At 69.4% G+C, this 20,514-nt stretch carries 20 protein-coding genes; 11 read left to right on the top strand and 9 right to left on the bottom strand.

Annotated elements, in window-relative coordinates; translation table 11 throughout:
* The first annotated feature begins 1 nt into the window (after nt 1).
* Entirely contained in the window at nt 2–1,216 is a 1,215-nt protein-coding gene (locus HPO96_RS08995; protein WP_171672868.1) for an MFS transporter, read from the top strand.
* On the opposite strand, the gene HPO96_RS08990 is transcribed toward HPO96_RS08995, so the two are convergent.
* The 3 genes from HPO96_RS08990 to HPO96_RS08980 all read right to left on the bottom strand — a co-directional run bounded on the left by HPO96_RS08990 (nt 1,213) and on the right by HPO96_RS08980 (nt 4,876).
* Entirely contained in the window at nt 1,213–2,184 is a 972-nt protein-coding gene (locus tag HPO96_RS08990; RefSeq protein ID WP_171672866.1) for an iron-siderophore ABC transporter substrate-binding protein, read from the bottom strand. The two genes, HPO96_RS08995 and HPO96_RS08990, sit on opposite strands and share 4 nt — an antisense overlap.
* A 226-nt stretch (nt 2,185–2,410) precedes the next feature.
* Nucleotides 2,411–2,944, bottom strand: a complete 534-nt coding sequence (locus tag HPO96_RS39560; RefSeq protein WP_202885765.1) for an EF-hand domain-containing protein — start codon at nt 2,942–2,944, stop codon at nt 2,411–2,413.
* Between the two features lie 105 nt (nt 2,945–3,049).
* Nucleotides 3,050–4,876, bottom strand: a complete 1,827-nt coding sequence (locus tag HPO96_RS08980; protein ID WP_171672864.1) for an AMP-dependent synthetase/ligase — start codon at nt 4,874–4,876, stop codon at nt 3,050–3,052.
* Nucleotides 4,877–4,945: 69 nt separating this feature from the next.
* Here HPO96_RS08980 and HPO96_RS08975 point away from each other — a divergent pair, with 69 nt between their 5' ends.
* The gene (locus tag HPO96_RS08975) at nt 4,946–5,581 is read left to right on the top strand and encodes a TetR/AcrR family transcriptional regulator (RefSeq protein ID WP_171672862.1); all 636 of its coding nucleotides are present in this window, start codon (nt 4,946–4,948) and stop codon (nt 5,579–5,581) included.
* Here HPO96_RS08975 and HPO96_RS08970 read toward each other — a convergent pair.
* On the bottom strand, nt 5,578–6,579 hold the full coding sequence (locus tag HPO96_RS08970; protein WP_171672861.1) for a TerC family protein: 1,002 nt from the start codon (nt 6,577–6,579) through the stop codon (nt 5,578–5,580). The genes HPO96_RS08975 and HPO96_RS08970 overlap by 4 nt on opposite strands.
* A gap of 82 nt (nt 6,580–6,661) precedes the next feature.
* Here HPO96_RS08970 and HPO96_RS08965 point away from each other — a divergent pair, with 82 nt between their 5' ends.
* Nucleotides 6,662–7,540 carry a DUF5829 family protein gene (locus tag HPO96_RS08965; protein WP_171672859.1) on the top strand — a complete coding sequence of 293 codons (879 nt, stop codon included), beginning with the start codon at nt 6,662–6,664 and terminating at the stop codon, nt 7,538–7,540.
* Nucleotides 7,541–7,685: 145 nt separating this feature from the next.
* Nucleotides 7,686–8,753, top strand: a complete 1,068-nt coding sequence (locus HPO96_RS08960) for a hypothetical protein (RefSeq protein ID WP_171672858.1) — start codon at nt 7,686–7,688, stop codon at nt 8,751–8,753.
* Between the two features lie 39 nt (nt 8,754–8,792).
* Here HPO96_RS08960 and HPO96_RS08955 read toward each other — a convergent pair whose 3' ends face one another.
* Complete coding sequence (locus HPO96_RS08955; protein WP_171672856.1) at nt 8,793–10,460, bottom strand: hypothetical protein; 1,668 nt, start codon at nt 10,458–10,460, stop codon at nt 8,793–8,795.
* Between the two features lie 3 nt (nt 10,461–10,463).
* The gene (locus HPO96_RS08950) at nt 10,464–10,682 is read right to left on the bottom strand and encodes a hypothetical protein (protein ID WP_171672854.1); all 219 of its coding nucleotides are present in this window, start codon (nt 10,680–10,682) and stop codon (nt 10,464–10,466) included.
* Nucleotides 10,683–10,779: 97 nt separating this feature from the next.
* Here HPO96_RS08950 and HPO96_RS08945 point away from each other — a divergent pair, with 97 nt between their 5' ends.
* Genes HPO96_RS08945 through HPO96_RS08930 form a run of 4 tightly spaced genes read left to right on the top strand, consistent with a single transcriptional unit; the run spans nt 10,780 to nt 13,842 of the window.
* Nucleotides 10,780–11,742, top strand: coding sequence for a D-isomer specific 2-hydroxyacid dehydrogenase family protein (locus HPO96_RS08945; protein WP_171672853.1), 963 nt, complete (start codon nt 10,780–10,782; stop codon nt 11,740–11,742).
* Entirely contained in the window at nt 11,739–12,767 is a 1,029-nt protein-coding gene (vanA, locus tag HPO96_RS08940) for a D-alanine--(R)-lactate ligase (RefSeq protein ID WP_171672851.1), read from the top strand. The genes HPO96_RS08945 and vanA overlap by 4 nt, the downstream gene beginning before the upstream one ends.
* Nucleotides 12,764–13,372: a D-Ala-D-Ala dipeptidase VanX gene (gene vanX, locus HPO96_RS08935; RefSeq protein ID WP_171672849.1), complete on the top strand. Its 609-nt coding sequence runs from the start codon at nt 12,764–12,766 to the stop codon at nt 13,370–13,372. The genes vanA and vanX overlap by 4 nt, the downstream gene beginning before the upstream one ends.
* Before the next feature lie 11 nt (nt 13,373–13,383).
* Nucleotides 13,384–13,842, top strand: a complete 459-nt coding sequence (locus HPO96_RS08930; protein ID WP_337796560.1) for a GNAT family N-acetyltransferase — start codon at nt 13,384–13,386, stop codon at nt 13,840–13,842.
* Here the strand turns inward: HPO96_RS08930 and HPO96_RS08925 are convergent.
* The 3 genes from HPO96_RS08925 to HPO96_RS08915 all read right to left on the bottom strand — a co-directional run bounded on the left by HPO96_RS08925 (nt 13,814) and on the right by HPO96_RS08915 (nt 17,812).
* Entirely contained in the window at nt 13,814–14,887 is a 1,074-nt protein-coding gene (locus tag HPO96_RS08925; protein WP_171672846.1) for a sensor histidine kinase, read from the bottom strand. The genes HPO96_RS08930 and HPO96_RS08925 overlap by 29 nt on opposite strands.
* Entirely contained in the window at nt 14,880–15,554 is a 675-nt protein-coding gene (locus HPO96_RS08920; RefSeq protein WP_171672844.1) for a response regulator transcription factor, read from the bottom strand. Before HPO96_RS08920 ends, HPO96_RS08925 begins: the two co-directional genes overlap by 8 nt.
* Before the next feature lie 92 nt (nt 15,555–15,646).
* Complete coding sequence (locus HPO96_RS08915) at nt 15,647–17,812, bottom strand: discoidin domain-containing protein (protein ID WP_171672843.1); 2,166 nt, start codon at nt 17,810–17,812, stop codon at nt 15,647–15,649.
* A 256-nt stretch (nt 17,813–18,068) separates the two neighbouring features.
* Between HPO96_RS08915 and HPO96_RS08910 the strand changes: the two genes are divergently transcribed.
* The 3 genes from HPO96_RS08910 (at nt 18,069) to HPO96_RS08900 (ending at nt 20,501) form a co-directional block, all read left to right on the top strand.
* Nucleotides 18,069–19,304: an epoxide hydrolase family protein gene (locus HPO96_RS08910; protein ID WP_337796559.1), complete on the top strand. Its 1,236-nt coding sequence runs from the start codon at nt 18,069–18,071 to the stop codon at nt 19,302–19,304.
* 301 nt (nt 19,305–19,605) lie between these two features.
* Entirely contained in the window at nt 19,606–19,785 is a 180-nt protein-coding gene (locus HPO96_RS08905) for a hypothetical protein (RefSeq protein WP_171672841.1), read from the top strand.
* A 173-nt stretch (nt 19,786–19,958) separates the two neighbouring features.
* Nucleotides 19,959–20,501, top strand: coding sequence for a hypothetical protein (locus tag HPO96_RS08900; RefSeq protein WP_171672840.1), 543 nt, complete (start codon nt 19,959–19,961; stop codon nt 20,499–20,501).
* The last annotated feature ends 13 nt before the right edge of the window (nt 20,502–20,514 follow it).

Below are 20,514 nucleotides of genomic sequence, written 5' to 3'. Positions count from 1 at the left end.
CGTGCCGCTACGGCGGAATCGGCCGTTCGCGTTCTTCTGGACGGCGCAGCTGCTGTCGAACGCCGGGACGCAGATCAGTGAGCTCGCGATCCCGCTGATCGCGGTGCTGGCGTTGTCGGCGGGCCCGGCCGAGATGGGCGTGCTGACTGCGCTGGAGTCGTTGCCGAGCCTGGTGCTCGCACTGTTCCTCGGGGTGTACGTCGATCGGCTGCGCCGCGGGCGGCTGCTGTTCTGGGCCAACATCGGCCAGGGCGTGCTGATCGCGACCGTCCCGATCGCGGCCGCCTTCGGGTGGCTGACGATGGGCCAGCTGTACGTCGTCACGTTCGCCGTCGGCTCGCTGGCGCTGGCGTACGGGCTGGCGCAGACGGCGTACGTGCCGGTGCTGGTCACCGATCAGCGGCGGCTGACGGCGGCGAACAGCAGCATGGCGCTGACCGACTCGATCACCGCGGTCGCCGGGCCGGGGCTCGGCGGCGTCCTCGTTCAGTTGCTCACGGCGCCTATCGCGATCGCCGTGGACGCCGCGTCGTTCTTCGTGGCCGCCCTGCTGCAGGCGCTCGGCCGCGGACCGGACCCGCGACCCATTCAGCAGCAGAGCCGCTTCGGTACGTCGCTGCGGGAAGGTTTCACGGCCTTCCGCGCGCAGCCCGGTATCGTCGCGATCACCGCCGGCAAGGGCTGCGCGGACTTCTTCCATTGGGGCGCGCTCGCGCTGTTCGTCCTGTACGCCGTCCGCGAGCTCGGCCTCTCCCCCGCCGCGATCGGCGCGATCGCCGTCCTCGGCTCACTCGGGCCGCTGCTGGCCGGCGTCCTGACCACGCCGGTCAGCCGCCGGTTCGGCACGGCGGGGCCCGCGGTGGTCGCCGCGGCGCTGTTCGGGGGCGGTTTGCTGACGCCGTTCGCTGCCGGGCCCGACCTGGTGCTGATCGCGATCATCGGGCTCGGCCAGTTCCTGCTCGGGCTGGGCATCGTCTACCTGATCATCATCCGCGCGACGCTGCTGCAACGCACCGTCGACCCGGCCCTGCTGGGCCGGGTCGGTGCGGTGATCCGGCTGGTCGAATGGGGCACCGGTCCGGTCGGCGGGTTGTTCGGCGGTTTCCTCGGAGCGACCCTCGGGCTGCGCCCGGCGCTGATCGTCCTCGGTATCGGCACGCTGGCCGCCGTGCCCTGGCTGGTCGTGGCGGCCGCGCGCGGCCACCTGAACGACTAGCGCAGCGCGGTGGCGAACAGCGGGACGACCTTGTCCAGGGCGTAGCCGATCGAGAGGATCGAGTCGGTGGCGAACGCGCTGCTCAGGGTCTTGTCGGTGAAGACGACCACGCGGCCCGCCTTGACCGAGGGCACCTTCTGGAACAGCGGATCGCCGGTGATCTTGGCCGCGTCGACGCCGATCGGCGCCATCACCGTGAGGTCGGCGTCCAGCAGGTCGAGTTTCTCCTGGGAGATCTTGATCGAGAAGCCGGAGGTGGCCAGCGCCTGCACCTTCGGGCTGTTGGTGAACCCGAGCCGCTCCACGAAGTCGACCCGGCCGGTGCCGTTGACATAGGCGCCGTACCCCTCGCTGGTGCGGGAGCCGAGCACGATCGTCTTCCCGGCGAACTCGGGGTTCGCGGCCACCGTCTTCGCGAACCGCTCCTTGGTCTCGGCGATCAGCTTGCGGCCCTGCTCGACCCGGCCGAGCGCGGCGGCGACCATCTCGGTCTGCTGCTCCCAGGACAGCTTGTACGAGTCGCCGCCGGTCGGGACGCCGACCGTGGTGGCGATCGCCTTCAGCGTGTCGTACCGGATCTGGTCGCCGCTCGACTTGGTGTCGAGGATCAGGTCCGGCTCGAGCGCGGCGATCTGCTCGTACTCCGGCTCCAGCGTGCCGATCTTCTTCGGGGCCTGCTGGTAGCGCCCGGTCGCCCACGGCCCGAGGCCGTCGCCGCCGAAGGCCAGCCAGTCACTCGCACCAACCGGCTCGACGCCGAGCGCCAGCGCGGTCTCGGCGTCCCCCCAGCCGAGCGCGACGACCCGCTTGGGCTCACTTGGGATGGTGATCTCGCCGAACTTGGTGGACACCTTCGCGAAGGCGCCGCCCGCGGCGTCGTCCGAGCCGCCACCGGAACAGCCGGCAACCGCCAGCAGAACCACCGCTACCGCCGTACCGATCAGACCGTGAGGCCGCAGAATCCGCATGCCTTGAGGTTAGCCTGCCCTAATTTCGGACCGGATCCGGCCCGGTGGCCGGCTCAGCCTGACCGTTCGCTCCGGGTGGCGCTGGGTGACCGCCGAGGGCGACGCCGAGCTGATCGGCCCCGACGACCCCGTACGCCGGGATCGACGCCGAGCGCCTGCGCGTGCTGCTGCGGGAGATCTTCTCTGCTGTCACAGTCCCCGTGCGGCCGCTTCGGACGTACGGCTCCTAGTAGCGTCCGAAAACCCACTGCGAGGGCGCGGCGGGGTCGTTGCCGCGCCAGAAGTCGGCCCACAGGTCGCGGAACTCGCTCCGCGACAACTGGCCGTCGCCGTTCAGGTCGAGCTGCGGGAACACCTCCTCGATCCCGTCACTCGAGCCCTTCCAGGCGTACACGACCTGTTTGTGCTCCGTCAGCGCGATCCGGTCGTCGCCGTTCTCGTCGATCGCGTCGAACATCGCGTCCGCGGTCGCGTAGACGGCGTCGTCCATCGCCGGCAGCTGGTCGACGACGTTCATCAGCTCGTCCAGCGAGACCCGATCGGCGCGCTCGGCCCCCGACAACGCCGCGACCGCCGACCACCAGCCCATCATGATCGCCCGCATCCGCTCGTAGTCCGCGCTCCCGGGCTCCCAGCCGCGTAACCCGACCCAGCGGGCGGTCAGCGCTTCGAAGTCGCCCTCGTCCAGATAACCGTTGCCATCGGCATCCATTGCCGCGAACACCCCGGCAATCTTCCGGCGCTGAAAATCAGTAGCCACCAGCACTCCCTCCGCAGCCCGTCATCCGGTTCGGACGATACGCCGCGACTGCCCCGACACGCCCGGCCACCAACTGCCGGCCGCCGCGGCACCCCGAGCAAATACCTAGCGGACCTGATCGGCCGTCGCGTCGTAGAGGGTCTCGAGCGAGTGCGCGTACTTGTCCCGGACGACGGCTCGTTTGAGTTTGAGGGTCGGGGTGAGCTCGCCGGTGCCGCTGTCCCACAGGGTGTCGAGAAGGGTCCAGCGTTTGACCTGCTCGACGCGGGACAGGTGTTCGTTGCCGGCGCGGACCGCGCGATCGATCTCGGCGCGGACGGCGGCGTCCGCGGCGGCCTCGGCCGGGCTGCCGACGGCGATGCCGCGGGCCGCACACCACCGCTGCCAATCCGGATCCAGGGTGATCAGGGCGACCAGGTACGGCCGGTTGTCGCCGTGGACGTAGACCGATCCGACCAGTTCGGACGCCGACGACACGGCTTGCTCGACGTTCGCAGCCGAGATGTTCTTGCCGGCGGCATTGATGATCAGCTCCTTCTTCCGGCCGATGATCGACAAGTTGCCTTGGGCATCGAAGCGGCCGAGGTCGCCGGTACGCAGCCAGCCGTCGACGAAGGTGTCGGCAGTGGCCTCCGGCCGATTCAGGTAGCCGGGCGAGATGATCCGGCCGCGGGCCAGCAGCTCACCGTCGTCCGCGAGTCGCAGCTCGACCCCGGCCAGCGCCGGGCCGACGGTCCCGAGCCGGGGTGCGCGCAGCGAGTTCAGCGTGAGGACGGCGGAGGTCTCGGTCATCCCGTAGGCCTCGACGATCGTGACGCCGAGGCCGCGGAAGAAGACCAGGACATCGGGCGCGATCGGCGCCGCGCCACTGACCGCGACGACGAGGTCGTCCAGACCCATGGCGACTCGAATCCGCCAATAGATCAGCCGCTCGAAGAGCGCGTGCTGCAGCCGCGTCCTCCACCCGACCTTGGCGACGCCGAATCGGCCAGCGCCTACCTGCCTGGCGACGGCGATCGCCCGCTCGATCAGGTTCCGTCGCCAGCGCACGGGCTCGCTGACCGCGCGCTCGGTGACCGCGCCGAGCAGCTTCTCCCAGACTCTCGGGACGGCGAGGAAGACATGCGGGCGGATCTTCGGCAGCTCATCGGCCAGCGCGCGCAGATCGCGCACGTACGTGACGGTCGAGATGAGCGCACACCCCAGATAGTGGGTGATCGTCCGCTCGGCCAGATGCGCGAGCGGCAGGTATGAGACCTGCCGCCGCCCGGGCTCCGGCAGTCCGTCCAGATCCTCGGCGACGCGCGCCAGGACGCCGTCCAGCACGGTCCGGATCCCGGCGTGCGTGACGATCGTGCCCTTCGGCGGCCCCGTCGTCCCCGAGGTGTAGACGATGGTGGCCGCGTCATCCGGCCCGACCTGCGCGGCCGTCCGACGCACCTCGTCGATCCGATCCGGCAGCGAACCCAGCGCGGCCGCGGTGAGCACCTCGAAGGACAGCACGCCGGTCGGCGCGGGGCCTGGCCCGACGACGACAATCGTCCGCAACGCCGGCAACCGGTCCCGGATCGCCAACCAGGCCGGCAGGAACTCGGCGTCCACGATGCAGACCGTGCACGCCGAATCCGCAGCCACATAAGCAAGCTGGTCAGGTGCGAGCGTGTTGTAGTACGACGTCGGCGTCGCTCCGGCCAGCATCGCGCCGATATCCGTGAGCACGTGCTCGGCCCGGTTCGCCATCTGCAACCCGACCACCTCACCGGCCACGACCCCGAGATCAAGGAGCACCACCGCGATCGCCGCCGCCTGCCGTTCGTACTCGGCCCAGGTCAGCAGCCGCTCGCCGTCGACGATCGCCGGCACGTCGCCGTACTCGGCCGCGTTCCGGCGAACCAGGCTCAGGACCGTGCCCTGATCGGTGGTCGGCGGCATCCGTCCCTCCCCACTCCTTCGGATGGTAATTTGGATTACCGAATATAGGGACGGCGGTAGGCTGTGGCAATGGCTCGTGCGGCGGGAGATCCGGAGCGCAGTTACGGCGGCGTCCCGCTGACCCGGCGCCGCGCCGAGCGCCGCGACCGGCTGCTGGCGGCTGGGGTCGAGTTGTTCACCTCGGTGGGCTACCAGCAGACGAAGATCACCGAGCTGTGCGCGGCGGCCGGGATGTCGAACCGGGGCTTCTACCAGGAGTTCGACACCAAGGAGCAACTGCTCCTCGCGCTGCACTCGCGCACCAACCAGCTCGCGTACGACCATGTCAGCCAGGCGCTGACCGCGCTCGACGTCGTCGACGTCCAGGCCCGGGTCGGGCTATTGGTCGATGTGTTCATGGCCGCGGTGATGTCCGATCCGCGGCTCCCCCGGCTGAACTATGTCGAAGCCGTCGGCGTCAGCCCGGCGCTCGAGCGGCAGCACGAGGAGTGGGTCGGCCGCTGGAGCGCGCTGATCGAGCAGGAGGCCGACCAGGCCGCCGCGAGCGGGACGGCGCCGCGGCGCGACTTCCACCTGACGGCGATCGCGCTGGTCGGCGCGATCACCGGTCTGCTCCGCGAGTGGCAGGCGCATGCCGCGCACTACCCGCCCGCGGAGATCGCCGCCGAGGCCAAGGCGGTCATCCTGGCGGCGATCACCCGTTAGGACTGGCCGCGGTCGGCGGAGTGGCCGCGGAGCGAGCCGGCGTGCGCCTTGGCGTCGGGGTCGCGGCTGGTCTTGACCAGGCTCGCAACGATCACGACGACCAGAATGCCGATGATCACGCCGAGGCTGACCGGCGTCGACACCTCGGGCACGCTCTTGTGGATGTCGACGTGCGCCCAGTGCAGGATCAGCTTCACGCCGATGAACGCCAGGATGATCGCCAGCCCGGCCGAGAGGTAGACGAGCCGGTCGAGCAGGCCCTTGACCAGGAAGAACAGCGCCCGCAGGCCGAGCAGCGCGAATGCGTTCGCGGTGAACACGATGTACGGCTCCTCGGTGACGCCGAAGACGGCCGGGATCGAGTCCAGCGCGAACAGCAGGTCGACGCCGCCGATCGCGACCAGCACGACGAACAACGGCGTCACGAACCGGCGCCCGTCGATCCGGGTGACCAGCTTGCCCCCGACGTACTCCTCGGTCACCGGCAGCACCCGCCGCGCGGTCTTGACGATCACGTTGTTCTCGACATCCGGATCCTCGTTGCGGTGCCGGAACAGCTGGACCGCCGTGTACAGCAGCAACAGCCCGAAGATCAGGAACATGAACGAGAACAGTGACAACAGCGTCGCCCCGACCGCGATGAAGATCGCCCGCATCACCAGCGCCAGCACGATCCCGAACGTCAGCACCTTGTGCTGATGCTCCTCCGGCACCGCGAACGTGGTCATGATGATCACGAACACGAACAGGTTGTCGACCGACAGACTCTTCTCCACCACGTACCCGGCGAAGTACTCCGCTCCGTACGACCCGCCGTACGCGCTCATGAACCAGATGCCGAAGGCAACCGCCACGAGGACGTAGAACACCGACCAGGCCGCCGCCTCCCGGAACCCGACCCGATGCGGCCGCACCGCGGCACTCACCAGATCGACAGCCAGCAGCAGCACAATCAGCCCGATGGTCAGGATCCAGGTCAACCCGCTGATCTCGAACATGCCGCCAGCGTAGCGGGACGCACCTGACATGAAGCGGCCATTGGGCGACTTTCTGTCGGTGGCGTCGCCTACTGTCACGGGCATGCGCAGACTGACACTCTTGATCGCGTTCGTGGTCGCGGTGCTGGCGGTGCCTTCGACGGCGCAGGCCGGCGGCGGGCCGACGACCTATTACAACCACGCGTACGGCGTGCTGGACAAGGAGACCGCGGATGCGATCGAGCATTCGGAGTATCTGCGGTGGTTCGCGAATTTCGAGGTGCGGACGACGACCGGCGGCGGCCAGACCTGGACCGGGCGGTATCTGAAGGGCCGGGAGACCTATCTCGAGCTGTTCGGGGCCGGGGACCTGCCGGGGCAGGACGCCGAGGAGGGTTCGGCCGGGCTGGCGATCTCGACGGATCGCGCGGGCGGTAACGCGAAGGTGTTGCGCCGGTTGAGTGCGGCCGGGGTGGAGCCGTTCGTCTACGAGCAGACGCGTGACTTCGGCGACGGCGTCCCGGTGCCGTGGTTCCAGGCGATCTTCGCGGCCACGACGTACGACGCGTTCGGGGCCTGGTCGATGGAGTACAAGCCGTCGTACTTCGCCGATCCGCGCAGCCAGACCGAGCCCGCGGCGTACGAGGGCGATCTGAGCCGGGAGCGCTACCTGCCCGATGCCTACCGCGAGCACCTGATGCGGGATGTGACCGGCATCCGGATCGGGGTGACCGCTCGCGATCTGGCCAATACCGTGCCACTGCTGCGGGCCGGCGGGTTCGCGGTGCGGGAGACGCCCGGCGGGATCGTTGCCCAGAGCGACTTCACCACGATCCGGCTGGATCGGGTCGAGCGGGCGCAGGCCGGGCTGAAACAGCTGGAGTTCCGGCTGAATCGGGGCACGCCGCGGCACGCCGAGCAGATCGGGAACTCGACGCTGACCGTCGGGCCGGGGCCGCGGGCCGAATGGAATTTCCGCTGACGGAACGAGCGTTTGCATCAGGCAACTAAATCAAACGCTCTGTACACAAGACATTACGGTGGGCTATTGCCAATAGCTCACCGCACATGTTTGCATTCCCCCAGTAATCGTTCCTAAGGGATATTTCCTTAAAGGGGGGAATCCGATGCTACGACTGTCCTTGCCTGCCCGCCTCCTCGCTTGTCTGTTGATGCTGGCGACCTTCCTCACCGTTGCGCAGACCGCAGCCGACGCCGCCGTCCCGGACCGGAAGGGCTGGGTGCTGTGGAACCAGACCGCCGGCGCCGTCGTTCCGACCGGCACCTGGCCGGCGCCGAGCACCGTTACGCCGACCGGCGTCGGCCAGTACCAGGTCAAACTGGCCGGCCAGGCCGCGCCCGGCGGCGTCGTCCACGTGACCGCGATCCACAACGCGCCGCACTGGTGCCAGGCCGTGAACTGGTTCCCGTCCGGGGCCGACGAGATCGTCAACATCCGCTGCTACCGCGCCGGCGGCGCGCTGGACGTGACGAGTTTCGCGGCCTTCTTCGTCAGCGCGTCCGGCGGCCCGGCGCCCGGCCCGTACGGGTACGTCGACTCCCAGCCGAACGGCGCCCTGGTCAGCCAGTACAACTCGACCGGCGCCCCGAACACCTCGACCCCGATGGGGGTCGGCGCGTACCAGGTCAAGTTCCCCGGGCTCGTTGCCGGCGGCACCTTGGACGGCAGCCTGCAGGCCACCGCGGTGAACCCGCAGCAAGGCGCACGCTGCAAGATCCGCAACTGGGTCTCCAGCGGCGCCGGCCAGACCGTCAACGTACTCTGCTGGAACGCCGCCGGCGCGCCGCTGAACACGCGCTTCACGCTGACCTACCAGTACAAGGTCTCCCTGTACGGCGCCGCCATACCGCCCAAGTACTACGGGTACTTCCTCAACCTGCCGCCCGTCGGCCCGGCCTCGACCAACCTGAACTCGGTCATGGGTCTCGGCGCGAACACGCTGATGCCGGCCGGCCTCGGGTTGTCGCTGATCACGTTCCCGCGGATCGCGTACACCCCGAACACCGTCCAGGTGACGGCCCACGGGTCGAACTCGCACTTCTGCGGCCTGAACACCTTCTGGACCAACAGCACCTCCGGCCCGGATCTGTACGTCCGTGACGTCAACTGCTTCACGAACGCCGGGGCACCGGTCGACACCGGCTTCACCGTCAGCGCGAACTCGATCCACTGAGCAACACCGGTAGGGCTCGCGCTCCGCAGAGCGTGGGCCCTACCGGTCGCGGCCGGCGTCCCGGACGACGGCCGTGGTCCGGGGCCGTTCGCCCGTGGCGGCAGCCACCTGTTGAGGCTTCGCGGCCACCGGATTCAGCCCGGCCCGGAATGCATGCGCCAACTGCTCGTCGCCCGGCGAGCGCTCCGCCGGTTCAGTTGCCTTGAGCACCATGGCCAGGTTCCTTACCAGCTTGGGATCCGGCGCCGGGTTCTCCAGCACCTTCAGCAACGCCGTCTGCGTCTCGGCACGCATCCCCTGCTTGGCCTCCGGCCCGACCAGCTGCATCCAGGTCGTCAGCGCGGGCGTCTCCTTGGCCAGGTTGAGCTCGGTGCCCTGCCATGGCTGGGACGCCGAGGCGGCCATCGTCATCGGCGCCAGACATTCGGGCAGGCTGTGCTCGCCGCTCACCACCATGTCGGCGGCGGTGAAGGCCATCAGCTCCGACGCCTCGTCCTGCGAGAGCTTGCCCTCGTGCACCAGCATGGTGGCCGCGGTCATGTAGAGCGTCGCGCTGCTCGACCGTCCGCCGACGAAGCGATCCGGTAGCGCGTTCGAGACCTCGTTGAACCAGTTCGGATTCTCGACGTCGACCGTGGCCGGCACCGGCAGCTCCGGCCGGTAGGCCGCCCGCTCCGCGTGCTCCGCCTCGAAGAACAACGCATCGCCGCCGAGCCGCCGATAGGCCGGGACGACGATCTCCCACCCGGTCGCCTCGACGTTCAGCGGCGTCCGGGCCGGGCCGAGCGTCCGCGCGTACCCGTGCTCGGGGTCGTCGACATTGCGGAAACGCGCCCGGATCTGCTCGAACATCGCGTCATCGGTCGGGTAGCGGCCGCCGCGGTTCCGAGCCTCCGGCGTACCGGCGCCGGGCACATGCATCCCCGCGCCTTCGTTCAGCCTGGTCCGCCCTTGGTGATAGCCGGCCGTCTCGAAGGACCCCGTCCACTCCGCGAGCTGCTCGCGCCGGGCGCCGCTGTCGATCGTCAGTACGCCGTTCGCGTCGCGCCGCAACTCGACCGCCGAGCCGACCGCGAGCCCGCGATTGCTGACCGGCCCTTCGACGACGCTCCCGCGCAGTGCCCCATCCGCGGCCACCGCGTCGAGCCGCAGCCGCAGCTCCTCGCCGTCCGCCTGGACCCGGACCACACCGCCGGTCCAGCGCTCGGCCGGAGCCGTCGCATCGAATGTCCCGACGTGCCGCGAGATCGCGCCCTCGGGCCGGATCGCGTACATCGTGTCGCGCTGATAGGTGAACCCGAGCAACTGTTGCGGGTCGTCGGCCGGCACCTGCTCGCGGGCGGCGCCGAGCGCGGCCAGCTCGTCGCGATTCCGCCCGGTGACCTGATACCCCTGGCTCTCCTGCAGGAACCACACCTCTTCGGTGCGCGGATCCTCCGGGGCGAACGCGTCCATCTCCTGCTGGAAGGCCTCCCAGCCCGGCCGCTTCGGCGCGTTCCCCGCCGCGCGGCTGGCCAGCTCGGCGCGCCAGCCCTGCTTCGCCGCCTGCAGGTACGCCGCGGCCGTGGTGATCTCGACCTCTTCGTCGGTCCGCGGATCAACGCCGTACGTCAGCTCTGCGCTGCGGCCGAGCGCCGCGATCCGCTCCCCCGGCGTCCGGTACCGGACGAGGATCTCGGCGACGGCCGCGTCGGCAGATTCCGGCATCGGCTACGCCTCGGCGATCGCCCGGCGAACCTCGGCCTCGACGAAGTCCCAGACGTAGTTGGCCGCGATCTGGTCGTCGTAGTACTCGGCCAGCGCCTCCTCGGTCAGCCGGCGCACCAAGGCCTCGCCGGTGAGCACGCCGAGCTCGGCCCGGCCGAGTTTGGCGGCCGTGCTCGCGCGGATGGCGTCGTACCGCTCCCGATCGTTCGTGTACTGCGGCATGCGGTGAGTGTAGGGGCGCAAGGGTCCGACTCATGTTGCAAACGCATATGAAAAGCCGGATACGCGCCTGCAACGCGACGCCTTCTTGACTTGGCCTATGGAACTGACCATCTACGGCTGCGGGCCCGACGAGGCCGAGCTGTTCCGCGACCTGGCACCTCGGTACGGCGTCCGGCCGGCGATCACCGCCGCCGCGGTCGACGAGGCCACGGCCGAGCTGGCGGTCGGCAACCGCTGTATCAGCGTCGGCCACAAGACCCGGATCACGAACCCGGCGCTGCGTGCGCTCGGACAGGCGGGCGTCGCGTACATCTCGACCCGCAGTATCGGCTACGACCACATCGATCTGCGGTACGCCGAGAGCGTCGGCCTCACGGTCGAGAACGTCGCCTACTCACCGGACAGCGTCGCCGACTACACGGTGATGCTGATGCTGATGGCGATCCGGAGCGGTAAGGCTCTCATCCGCCGAACCGATGCCCACGACTACCGGCTGCCGGACGCCCGCGGGCGAGAGTTGCGCGACCTCGTCGTCGGCGTGGTCGGCACCGGCCGGATCGGCGCCGCCGTCCTCGATCGGCTGCGCGGTTTCGGCTGCCGCACGCTCGCCTACGACCGCGAGGTCCGCACCTCCGCGGACTATGTGTCCCTCGACGAGCTGCTCCGGCTGAGCGACATCGTCACGCTGCACACGCCACTCACCACGGACACCCGCCACCTGCTCGACGCCAACCGGATCGCGCGAATGCGATCCGGCGCGGTGGTCGTCAACACCGGCCGCGGCCCGCTGATCGAGACCGCGGCGCTGCTCGCCGCGCTGGAGAGTGGCGCGTTGGGCGGCGCGGCGCTGGACGTCGTCGAGGGCGAGGAGGGCGTCTTCTACGCCGACCGCCGGAACCGGCCCATCGAGAGCGCCACCCTGCTGCGGCTGCAGGAGCTGCCGAACGTGATCGTCAGCCCGCACACCGCCTACTACACCGACCGGGCGCTGCTCGACACCGTCGAGAACTCGGTCGTGAACTGCCTGAAATTCGAACGCAGGAAACTGGAGTGGATATGAGAATCGGCATTCTGTTCGGCGGCTGCTCGGAAGAGCATCCGATCTCGGTGAAATCCGCGCAGGAGATCGCGAAACACCTGGACCCGGCCAAGTACGAGCCGTTCTACATCGGTATCACCAAGGACGGCGAATGGAGACTCTGTGGGTATCCGAGTACCGACTGGGAACAGCAGAACCACCAGCCGGTGGTCCTGTCGCCGAGCCGAGGCGTACCAGGGCTGATCGTCCTCAGCGACGGCAAGTACGAGACCGTCGAGCTCGATGTCGTCCTGCCGGTGCTGCACGGCAGACTCGGTGAGGACGGCGCGATCCAGGGGCTGCTCGAGCTCGCCGGGCTGCCCTATGTCGGCTGCGGCGTCGCCAGCTCCGCGCTCTGCATGGACAAGACGCTCGCCTACCTGGTGGTGCGCAACGCGGGGATCGCGACACCGCTGTTCTGGATCGACACCGAGCGCGAGCCGGTCGATCCCGGCGCTCTGCCGTATCCGGTCTTCGTGAAACCGGCCGGCTCCGGCTCGTCGTTCGGGGTCAGCAAGGTCGAGTCCCGCGCCGAGCTGGCCGGGGCGATCGCGGCGGCCCGTCAGTACGACGCGAAAGTGCTGATCGAAGAGGCCGTCGCCGGGCGGGAGATCGGCTGCGCGATCCTCGGGAACGACGAACTGTTCGCGGGCGAGGTCGATCACATCGCGCTGACCCACGGCTTCTTCAAGATCCACCAGGAGAGTACGCCGGAGAGCGGCTCGGACAACTCGACGCCGATCGTGCCGGCCGACATCCCGGCCGCGGCGCGCACGCTCGTCCAGGAGACGGCGAAGACGATCTACCGCGCGCTCGGCTGCACCGGCCTGGCCCGGGTGGACCTGTTCCTGACCGACGACGGCAGCGTGGTGCTGAACGAGGTGAACACCTTCCCCGGGATGACGTCATACAGCCGCTACCCGCGGATGATGGACGCCGCCGGCGTCACCCGCGCCGACCTGATCGACCGGTTGGTCGCGACGGCACTGCCCGGGGACCGCCGATGAACGACGACTTCGTCTTCGTCGACCAACTGGTGCCCGGCATCCGCTGGGACTCGAAGTACGCGACCTGGGACAACTTCACCGGCCGGCCCGTCGACGGCTACCTGGTGAACCGCATCGTCGGTACGACGGCGCTGTGCTCGGCTCTGGAGCAGGCGCGCCGCAAGGCCGCGGGGCTCGGCTTCGGCCTGCTGCTGTGGGACGGGTACCGGCCGCAGCGCGCGGTCGACAACTTCCTGCGCTGGTCCGAGCAGCCCGAGGACGGCCGGACCAAACCCCGGCACTACCCGAACATCCGGCGCACCGAGATGTTCGAGCAGGGCTACGTGGCGGCCAAATCCGGCCACAGCCGCGGCAGCACGGTCGATCTGACTCTTTACCACCTGGATACCGGGGAGCGGGCCGCGATGGGCGGTGACCACGACCTGATGGACGCGATCTCGCACCACGGCGCACCCGGCGTCAGCCCGCTCGCGACCCGGAACCGGCAGCACCTCTGCTCGATCATGGAGGCCGCCGGCTTCCGCCGGTACGACGCCGAATGGTGGCACTACACACTCGCCGACGAGCCCTACCCGAGCCGCTACTTCGACTTCCCCATCATCTGACAGGAGTGCAGGTGCAGATCAGACCCGTAGCTCCCAGCGACGCCGCGGCGGTCAACGAACTGCTCGGCCAGCTGGGCTATCTGCAGGACGACGTTGCCGGCACCACGGCCCGGATTCGCTTCTGGGCCGACGATCCGGCCAGCGCGGCGTACGTGGCCGATGCCGATGGCAACCTTCTCGGCGTCGTTGCCGTGCACGTCTGCCCGTACTTCGAACGAGCCGGCTTCTGGGGCCGGATGGTCGCTCTGGTGGTGGCCGCCGAGACCCGCGGTCAGGGCATCGGCGGACAGTTGGTCGCGGCGGCCGAGAGGTTCGCGGCCGAGCGCGGCTGTGACCGGATGGAGGTCAGCAGCTCGGACCACCGTCGCGCGGCGCATGCCTTCTACCTCGCCCACGGATACGTGGATCAGGCCGGGAGCTCCTCCCGGTTCCGGCGGGACCTCAGCGCGCTCGGGGCAGCCGGACGGTGACGTGCAGGCCGCCGTCGAAGTCGGGCGTGATGGTCAAGGTGCCGCGGTGGGCCTGGGTGATGCTCTTGACGATCGCCAGGCCGAGGCCGACGCCGGCCTGGTCGGCGCGGACTCGCCTGGTGCCGCGCTGGAAGGGTTCGGTGAGGGTCGAGACGAGCTCAGGCGCGAGCTGTTCGCCGGTGTTCTGCACGGTCAGCGTCACCGACTTGGGGTCGACGGCGGTGACGAGTTGCACCGAGCCGCCGGTGGGCAGGTTGTGCACGATGGCGTTGTGGACGAGGTTCGTGGTCAGCTGCAGCAGCAGCGCCCGCGAACCCGTCGTCCAAGCGGCCTCGCCGCGAACTTCGAGGGTCACGCCGCGTTTGTCGGCGAGTGGGAGCAGGGTTTCGGTGGCGTCCTCGGCGAGCAGCGACAGGTCGACGTCCTCGAGGCTGAGGCGCTGCTGGTCGGTGCGGCCGAGCAGGAGCAGCGCCTCGGTGAGGTCGATCGCCCGGGCGTTGACCGCGTGCAGCCGGTCGACCAGGTCGTCGGCGGCGCGGTTCGGGTCCTTGCGGGCGACGTCCAGCATGGCTTGGGTGATGGCCAGCGGCGTCCGCAGCTCGTGCGAGGCGTTGGCGGCGAACCGGCGTTGTTCAGCGACGTGCGCCTCGATCTGTTCGAGCATGCCGTCGAAGGAGTCGGCGAGCTCGCGGAACTCGTCATGCCGGTCACGCAGCTGGATCCGGTGCGAGAGCGAGCCGGTAGCGGCCAGCCGGGTCGCCTTGGTGATCAGCGCGAGCGGTGCGAGCATCCAGCCGGCCAGGAACCAGCCGACCACCAGCCCGAAGATCAGCAGGCCGATCAGGGTCAGCCCCGCGGCCGGGGCGAACCTGCGCAACAGGCCTTCGTAGTACGAGTATTTGACGGTGATCACGAGCCCGTCCTGTGGGGTGAGCCGCAGCGCCAGCGCGATGGCCGCGAGGACCAGCGTGCCGGCCACCATCACCAGGCTCGCGTAACTGAGGGTCAGCCGGAGCCGGGCGCTCAGGCCGGGCGAGTTATCCATCCTCGCCGCCGGGATCGATCCGATAGCCGAACCCGGGCACGGTCGCGATCAGCCACGGCTCACCGAGCCGCTTGCGCAGCGACGACACCGTGATCCGGACGGCGTTGGTGAACGGGTCGGCGTTCTCGTCCCAGGCGCGGGCCAGCAACTCCTCCGCGCTGATCACCCCGCCCTCGGCCGCGACCAGCACCTCCAGGACCGCGAACTGCTTGCGCGTCAGGGCGACGTATTTGCCGTCGCGGTAGACCTCGCGGCGGAACGGATCGAGCCGCAGCCCGGCGATCTCCCGCACCGGCGGGCGATTGTGCGCCCGCCGCCGGTCCAGCGCACGCAACCGGAGGATCAGCTCCTGCATCGCGAACGGCTTGGTCAGATAGTCGTCCGCGCCCAGCTCGAACCCGGACGCCTTGTCGTCGAGCCGATCCGCCGCGGTCAGCATCAGGATCGGCATCCCGCTGCCCGAGGCAACGATCCGCGCGGCCACCTCGTCCCCCGACGGCCCCGGGATATCGCGATCCAGGACGGCGATGTCGTACGAGTTGATACTCAGCAGCTCCAGCGCGGCGTTCCCGTCCCCCGCCACATCCGCCGCGATGGCCTCCAGACGCAACCCGTCCCGAATCGCCGTCGCCATCTCCGGCTCGTCCTCCACGATCAGCACCCGCATACCCCGATGCTACGAGCCACCGCATATCACCGGCATATGCTCACCCACCCGGTGCGCCGCCTCCGCGCGCGGGACGCGGAGGCGGCCGGGCATCAGCCGGCGTAGATCTCGAGTTCGGAGAGTTGGCCGGCGGGCCAGCCGGTGTTGGCGGTGAAGGTGAGGCGGACCCAGCGGGTGTTGGCGGTGCTGGGGAGGGTGATGGTGGCGTTGGGGGCGAAGGTGCGGGCGGCGGGGGCCGCCAGTTGGGTGAAGGTGGAGTTGTCGGTGCTGCCGAGGACCTGGATGGTCTGGGCGCGGCTGCCCCAGTTGGCGGGGAGTTTGAGCTCCAAGCGTTTGACGTTCTGGTTGCTGCCGAGATCCACGGTCAGCGACTGGGGCCAGGCGTTGTTCGCGCTCTCCCAGTAGCTGGACGCATTGCCGTCGACGGTGTTGGCGGCGGTGTAGTTCTGGGTGGTGCTGGTCGCGGTCGCCGGGCGGCCGGCCGCGAGGTTGCCACCGGGCGTCGGCGTACCGTTACCCGGCTCGACCCAGTTACAGCCGCTCCAGGTCGTCTCCCAGCCGCTGGTCCCGGGGCCGCGACTGAGGTTCAGGGTGCCGCTCGGGTAGCCGCAGTTGTAGACGCCGGCCCGGCCGATGCCGCTGGCAACGACATTGCTGACGGACGCCGACCCGGTCGTCTCGGCCTGGAACGCGAACGTGCCCGCGCCCTCGATCGTGCCGCCGTCGACGGTGACGTTCTGCACCGCGCGCCCGGCGCCGCCGCCGTCCACGAACTGGTACGCCGACCACGGGCTGGCCACGAGCCGGTTGTTCAGCAACCGGACCTGGGCGTTGATCGGGCTGTCGTAGGCGTCGACCCGGATCGCGCCGTGCGGGTGGTTCTGGCCCCAGTTCGGGTTCATCGCGCCGGTCCGGATCAGCGTGTTGCCGGAGACGGTGATGGTGCCCGCGAGCGGGAAGAACGGCGAGCCGAACGACTGGTTGGAGATCGCGATCCCGCCGCCGAGCGCGTTGGTGTCGGAGATCAGGTTGTCCCGCACCGTCATGTCGGTGCCGCCGTAGATCGCGATCCCGTTCGCCAGGTTGGGCTGGACGATCGTGTTGTTCGCGAACGTGCTGCTCCGGTTCGCGGCGTGCAGGGACCAGGCCGCCAGCGCGTCGTCACCCTGGTTGCGCAGGTAGTTGTTCCGCACCTGGACGTTGAGCGCGGTGCCGTTCAGGTTCAGGCCGTCGGCGGTCATGTCGTAGAACCGGTTGTTCTCGACGATCAGGTTGTCGTTGTTCCCGGTCAGCCAGAGGCCGACCTTGAGGTGCTGCAGCCACAGGCCGGAGACGACCGAGTCCGGGCCGAGGCTGCCGTTGACGAAGTTGTCCGGCGACTGGTCGTTGCGTTCGGTCACCTCGCCGATCACCGCGAAGTCTTGCAGGCGCACGTTGCCGCCGCCGTTCGGGCGGTCGATCAGGTGATGGCTGAGCAGGGTCGAATACCAGCGGCCGGCGCCGCGCAGCGTGACGCCGTCCGGGTTGATCGTGCCGCCGACCCGGAAGCGCCCGGCCGGGATCCACACGGTGCCACCAGCACCGCGGGCACTGTCGATGGCGCTCTGGATCGCGCCGGTGGAGTCGTTGTTGCCGTTCGGGTCGGCGCCGCGGTCGGTGATCGAGATCGAGCCACCAGGCTGCCCGGCGGGACCGGCCACGTTCTCGAACTCGACGTCGTCGATGGTGTACGGGCCGGCGGTGTTCTCGCCGTCCACCTGCAGTTTGATCTTGGCGCCGGCGTTCACGGTCTGGCCGAGCAGCAGGCGGCTGTGGTCGTAGAGCTTGTGGGTCCGCGAGCCGGCGATCCAGCCGGTGTCGACGTAGCTGTACTTCGCCGTCACGGCCAGGGGCTGCGAGAGTTTCTGGCCGTTCACGTAGACCGCGAGGGTGCCGGTCCGGCCGTCCGGGATCGAGTAGGCGACGTTGATCGCGTTCGTCGTACCGGGCGCGCTGAACTCGACGTACTGGCCACCGTTCAGGGTGACGGCCTGGCGGTTCGAGGCCTCGGCGGCGAGGGTACCCTGCGCGTAACTGGGGCCGATCTTGCTGCCGTTGGTGGTGGCGTTCTCGGCTTCCAGGATCGTGAACGGCAGGGCGGCGCCGGCGGCCTGGATCGCGGCCGGCGCCGCGTGGACCGGTGGGGCGGTGAGCCCGGCGCCGGTGATCGCCACGGCCGCGAGCGCGGCCCAGCGGAGGGGGTGTGGGCGTGCGTGCATGAGCAGCGCCTTCCTTGGGGCGGAGGAGGTGCGCACACCTTAAGGAAGGAGCTAAGTCGACGCAATAGTTCAACTCAATCACGCAATTTTCCTACAAATGGCATAGGTGCTGGGGAGGCCAGGGAGTTACCCAGGTGCGAGGGATCGGCGTGGCGCGCAGGCTCGGAGGGACAGCGGACAGCTTGGGAGAGGAAGTTCGGTGCGCTCATCGACTGGGGAGTTCGGGCCAACGCGGCGTCGGGTGTTGCAGGGAGGAGTGGCGGCTGGGCTCGCCGGGGTCGGGCTGACCGCGGCGGAGACGGTGGCCGCCGTACCGGCTTCGGGCGGGTCGGAGATCCGGCCGTTCCGGGTCGACGTCCCGCAGCAGCGGCTGGCGGATCTGCGCCGGCGGGTGCGGGCGGTGAGTTGGCCGACGGGTGAGTTGGTGGCCGATCGGTCGCAGGGGGTGCAGTTGGCGACCACGAAGGCGCTGGCGCGCTACTGGGCGACGAAGTACGACTGGCGGCGGTTCGAGGCGAAGCTGCGGAAGTTCCCGCAGTACCTGACCGAGATCGACGGCGTCGACATCCACTTCGTCCATGTCCGGTCGCCGCATCCGGATGCGCTGCCGCTGATCATGACGCACGGCTGGCCGGGCTCGTTCGTCGAGCTGCTCGAGACGGTCGGGCCGCTGACGAACCCGACGGCGTACGGCGGCCGGGCGGCGGATGCGTTCCACCTGGTGCTGCCGTCGATCCCCGGGTACGGCTTCTCCGCGCAGCCGACCGAGATCGGCTGGGATCCGGGTCGCACCGCGCGGGCCTGGCACCAGCTGATGCGCCTGCTCGGGTACGACCGGTACGTCGCCCAGGGCGGCGACGTCGGCTCCGCCGTCACCGACAACCTCGCTCGCCAGGCGCCCGACGGATTGCTCGGCGTCCACCTGAATCTGCTCGGCGCGGCCCTGGCCCCTGGTGGTCAGCCGACCGACACTGCCGAGGAGCGCGCCGCGGCCGCGGCCGTCGCCGAATTCAATGCCACCGGCAACGGCTACCGCATCGAGCAGACCACCCGCCCGCAGACCATCGGCTACGCCCTCCTCGACTCCCCCGTCGCGCTGGCCGCCTGGATGCTCGACCACGACACCGACAGCTATGACAAGATCGCGCGCGCCTTCGTGCACAACCACCCGGCCGGCAACCTCACTCGCGACCACATCCTCGACAACATCACCCTCTACTGGCTCACCGGCACCGGCGCCTCCTCCGCCCGCATCTACTGGGAAAGCGCCCGCGCCCGCGCGACCAACCCACCCCCTCCCCCGGTCACCCTCCCAGTAGCCTTCAGCGCCTTCCCCGGCGAGATCTTCCAAGCCCCCCGCACCTGGGTCCGCAACATCTACCCAACCCTCGCCTACTACAACAAACCCACCCGCGGCGGCCACTTCGCCGCCTGGGAAGAACCCCACCTCTTCACCACCGAACTCCGCACCGCCTTCCACCCCCTCCGCTGACACCCCCGTTTCGTGGGCCGGCCAGGCAAACGGTGGGAGGGCCCACCGCCTGCCACTGGCCCACCCGCCACCCGATGGGCCGGCCAGCCAAACGCGCGGGCGGCACCGCCCACCGGCGCCGCCCGGCCGTTCCCGGCCGCGTCACCCCCCCGTTTCGTGGGCCGGCTAGGCAAACGGCGGGAGGGCCAGGCGCCTGCGGTGGGCCCTCCCGCGGGGTGGTGGGCGGGCTAGGCAAACGGGTGGTGGGCGGGCTAGGCAAACGGGACGGCACCGGGCGGGGTGTTCGTACGTCGTAGGTGGCATGACGAACCAGCCTTCGCTCGCTTGCCCGCTCTGCAGCTGTACGACGTTCTCCCAGGAGGAGTCCCGCCAGGACTCGGCCTGGGGGTTCACGTCGCACCGCATGACGCTGCTGATCTGCGACAACTGCCGCTACGTGCTGCACTTCTACGACCGCAACTCGGTCTTCGACTTCGACTGATCGCGCCCGCGCGATACCCAGCGCGGTCGTTCGTATGCGCTTTTGCGCAAGATCTCAGCTGCATTTCAGCGGCATCTAGCAATTGTTATCCGGGCGCTCAGGTATTGCTGCGTGAGAACGCTCTCGCTAGCGTCCCGAATTGTCATCGAGCGATTCGAACGACACTTCGGGAGATGAGGGAAATGACCGTGAGGGCATTGGGTGTGGTCGCTGTGCTGGGCCTGGCCGGGGTGGTGTCGCCGGCTCAGGCGGCGCCGCCCGGCGGCGAGCATTGCGTGCAGGATATGACCACCGGCCGGACGACGTGTTTCGCGACGTTCACCGCGGCGATCGGCGCGGCGACGCACGGAAAGGTCACTGGCGCCCCGGCGCAGGTGCCGGATGCGGCCGGGCGAGCGGCGCTCGCAAAGGATATCCGGGCGGCCGGCGAGGTAATTCAGGGAACATTCTTCGACAATCGCGATTTCGGCGGCGCCAGCTGGACGGTGGTCGGCGCCGGCCTGTGCGACGGCTCGGACGGCGTGATCAATTATCAGACGAACACGATCGAGGGCTGGGAGAACCGGATCAGCTCGGTCCAGCCGTGGGCGAACTGCAAGATCTGGCTCTACCCCGAGCCGGAGCTGAACGGCGACCGGGACGGCCCGTTCACACAGAACACCGCCTGGGTGGGATCGATGATGGACGACCGGACCAAATCGGTCGGGTTCAGCTGACCAGTGAGGAGCA

Source organism: Kribbella sandramycini, from assembly GCF_013131805.1.
In the GTDB taxonomy this organism is placed as follows: Bacteria; Actinomycetota; Actinomycetes; order Propionibacteriales; family Kribbellaceae; genus Kribbella; species Kribbella sandramycini.
Note: the sequence above shows the minus strand (reverse complement) of the source record. Positions and strands in the feature narration are given on the sequence as shown.

Coding starts and splice junctions, on each gene's coding strand:
- HPO96_RS08920 (WP_171672844.1), bottom strand. CDS start 15,554: ATGCGGGTGCTGATCGTGGAGGACGAGCCGGAGATGGCGACGGCGATT.
- HPO96_RS08970 (WP_171672861.1), bottom strand. CDS start 6,579: ATGTTCGAGATCAGCGGGTTGACCTGGATCCTGACCATCGGGCTGATT.
- HPO96_RS08945 (WP_171672853.1), top strand. CDS start 10,780: ATGGAACTGACCATCTACGGCTGCGGGCCCGACGAGGCCGAGCTGTTC.
- HPO96_RS08905 (WP_171672841.1), top strand. CDS start 19,606: ATGACGAACCAGCCTTCGCTCGCTTGCCCGCTCTGCAGCTGTACGACG.
- HPO96_RS08965 (WP_171672859.1), top strand. CDS start 6,662: ATGCGCAGACTGACACTCTTGATCGCGTTCGTGGTCGCGGTGCTGGCG.
- HPO96_RS08990 (WP_171672866.1), bottom strand. CDS start 2,184: ATGCGGATTCTGCGGCCTCACGGTCTGATCGGTACGGCGGTAGCGGTG.
- vanA (WP_171672851.1), top strand. CDS start 11,739: ATGAGAATCGGCATTCTGTTCGGCGGCTGCTCGGAAGAGCATCCGATC.
- HPO96_RS08950 (WP_171672854.1), bottom strand. CDS start 10,682: ATGCCGCAGTACACGAACGATCGGGAGCGGTACGACGCCATCCGCGCG.
- HPO96_RS08975 (WP_171672862.1), top strand. CDS start 4,946: ATGGCTCGTGCGGCGGGAGATCCGGAGCGCAGTTACGGCGGCGTCCCG.
- HPO96_RS08980 (WP_171672864.1), bottom strand. CDS start 4,876: ATGCCGCCGACCACCGATCAGGGCACGGTCCTGAGCCTGGTTCGCCGG.
- HPO96_RS08925 (WP_171672846.1), bottom strand. CDS start 14,887: ATGGATAACTCGCCCGGCCTGAGCGCCCGGCTCCGGCTGACCCTCAGT.
- vanX (WP_171672849.1), top strand. CDS start 12,764: ATGAACGACGACTTCGTCTTCGTCGACCAACTGGTGCCCGGCATCCGC.
- HPO96_RS08955 (WP_171672856.1), bottom strand. CDS start 10,460: ATGCCGGAATCTGCCGACGCGGCCGTCGCCGAGATCCTCGTCCGGTAC.
- HPO96_RS08900 (WP_171672840.1), top strand. CDS start 19,959: ATGAGGGAAATGACCGTGAGGGCATTGGGTGTGGTCGCTGTGCTGGGC.
- HPO96_RS08915 (WP_171672843.1), bottom strand. CDS start 17,812: ATGCACGCACGCCCACACCCCCTCCGCTGGGCCGCGCTCGCGGCCGTG.
- HPO96_RS08960 (WP_171672858.1), top strand. CDS start 7,686: ATGCTACGACTGTCCTTGCCTGCCCGCCTCCTCGCTTGTCTGTTGATG.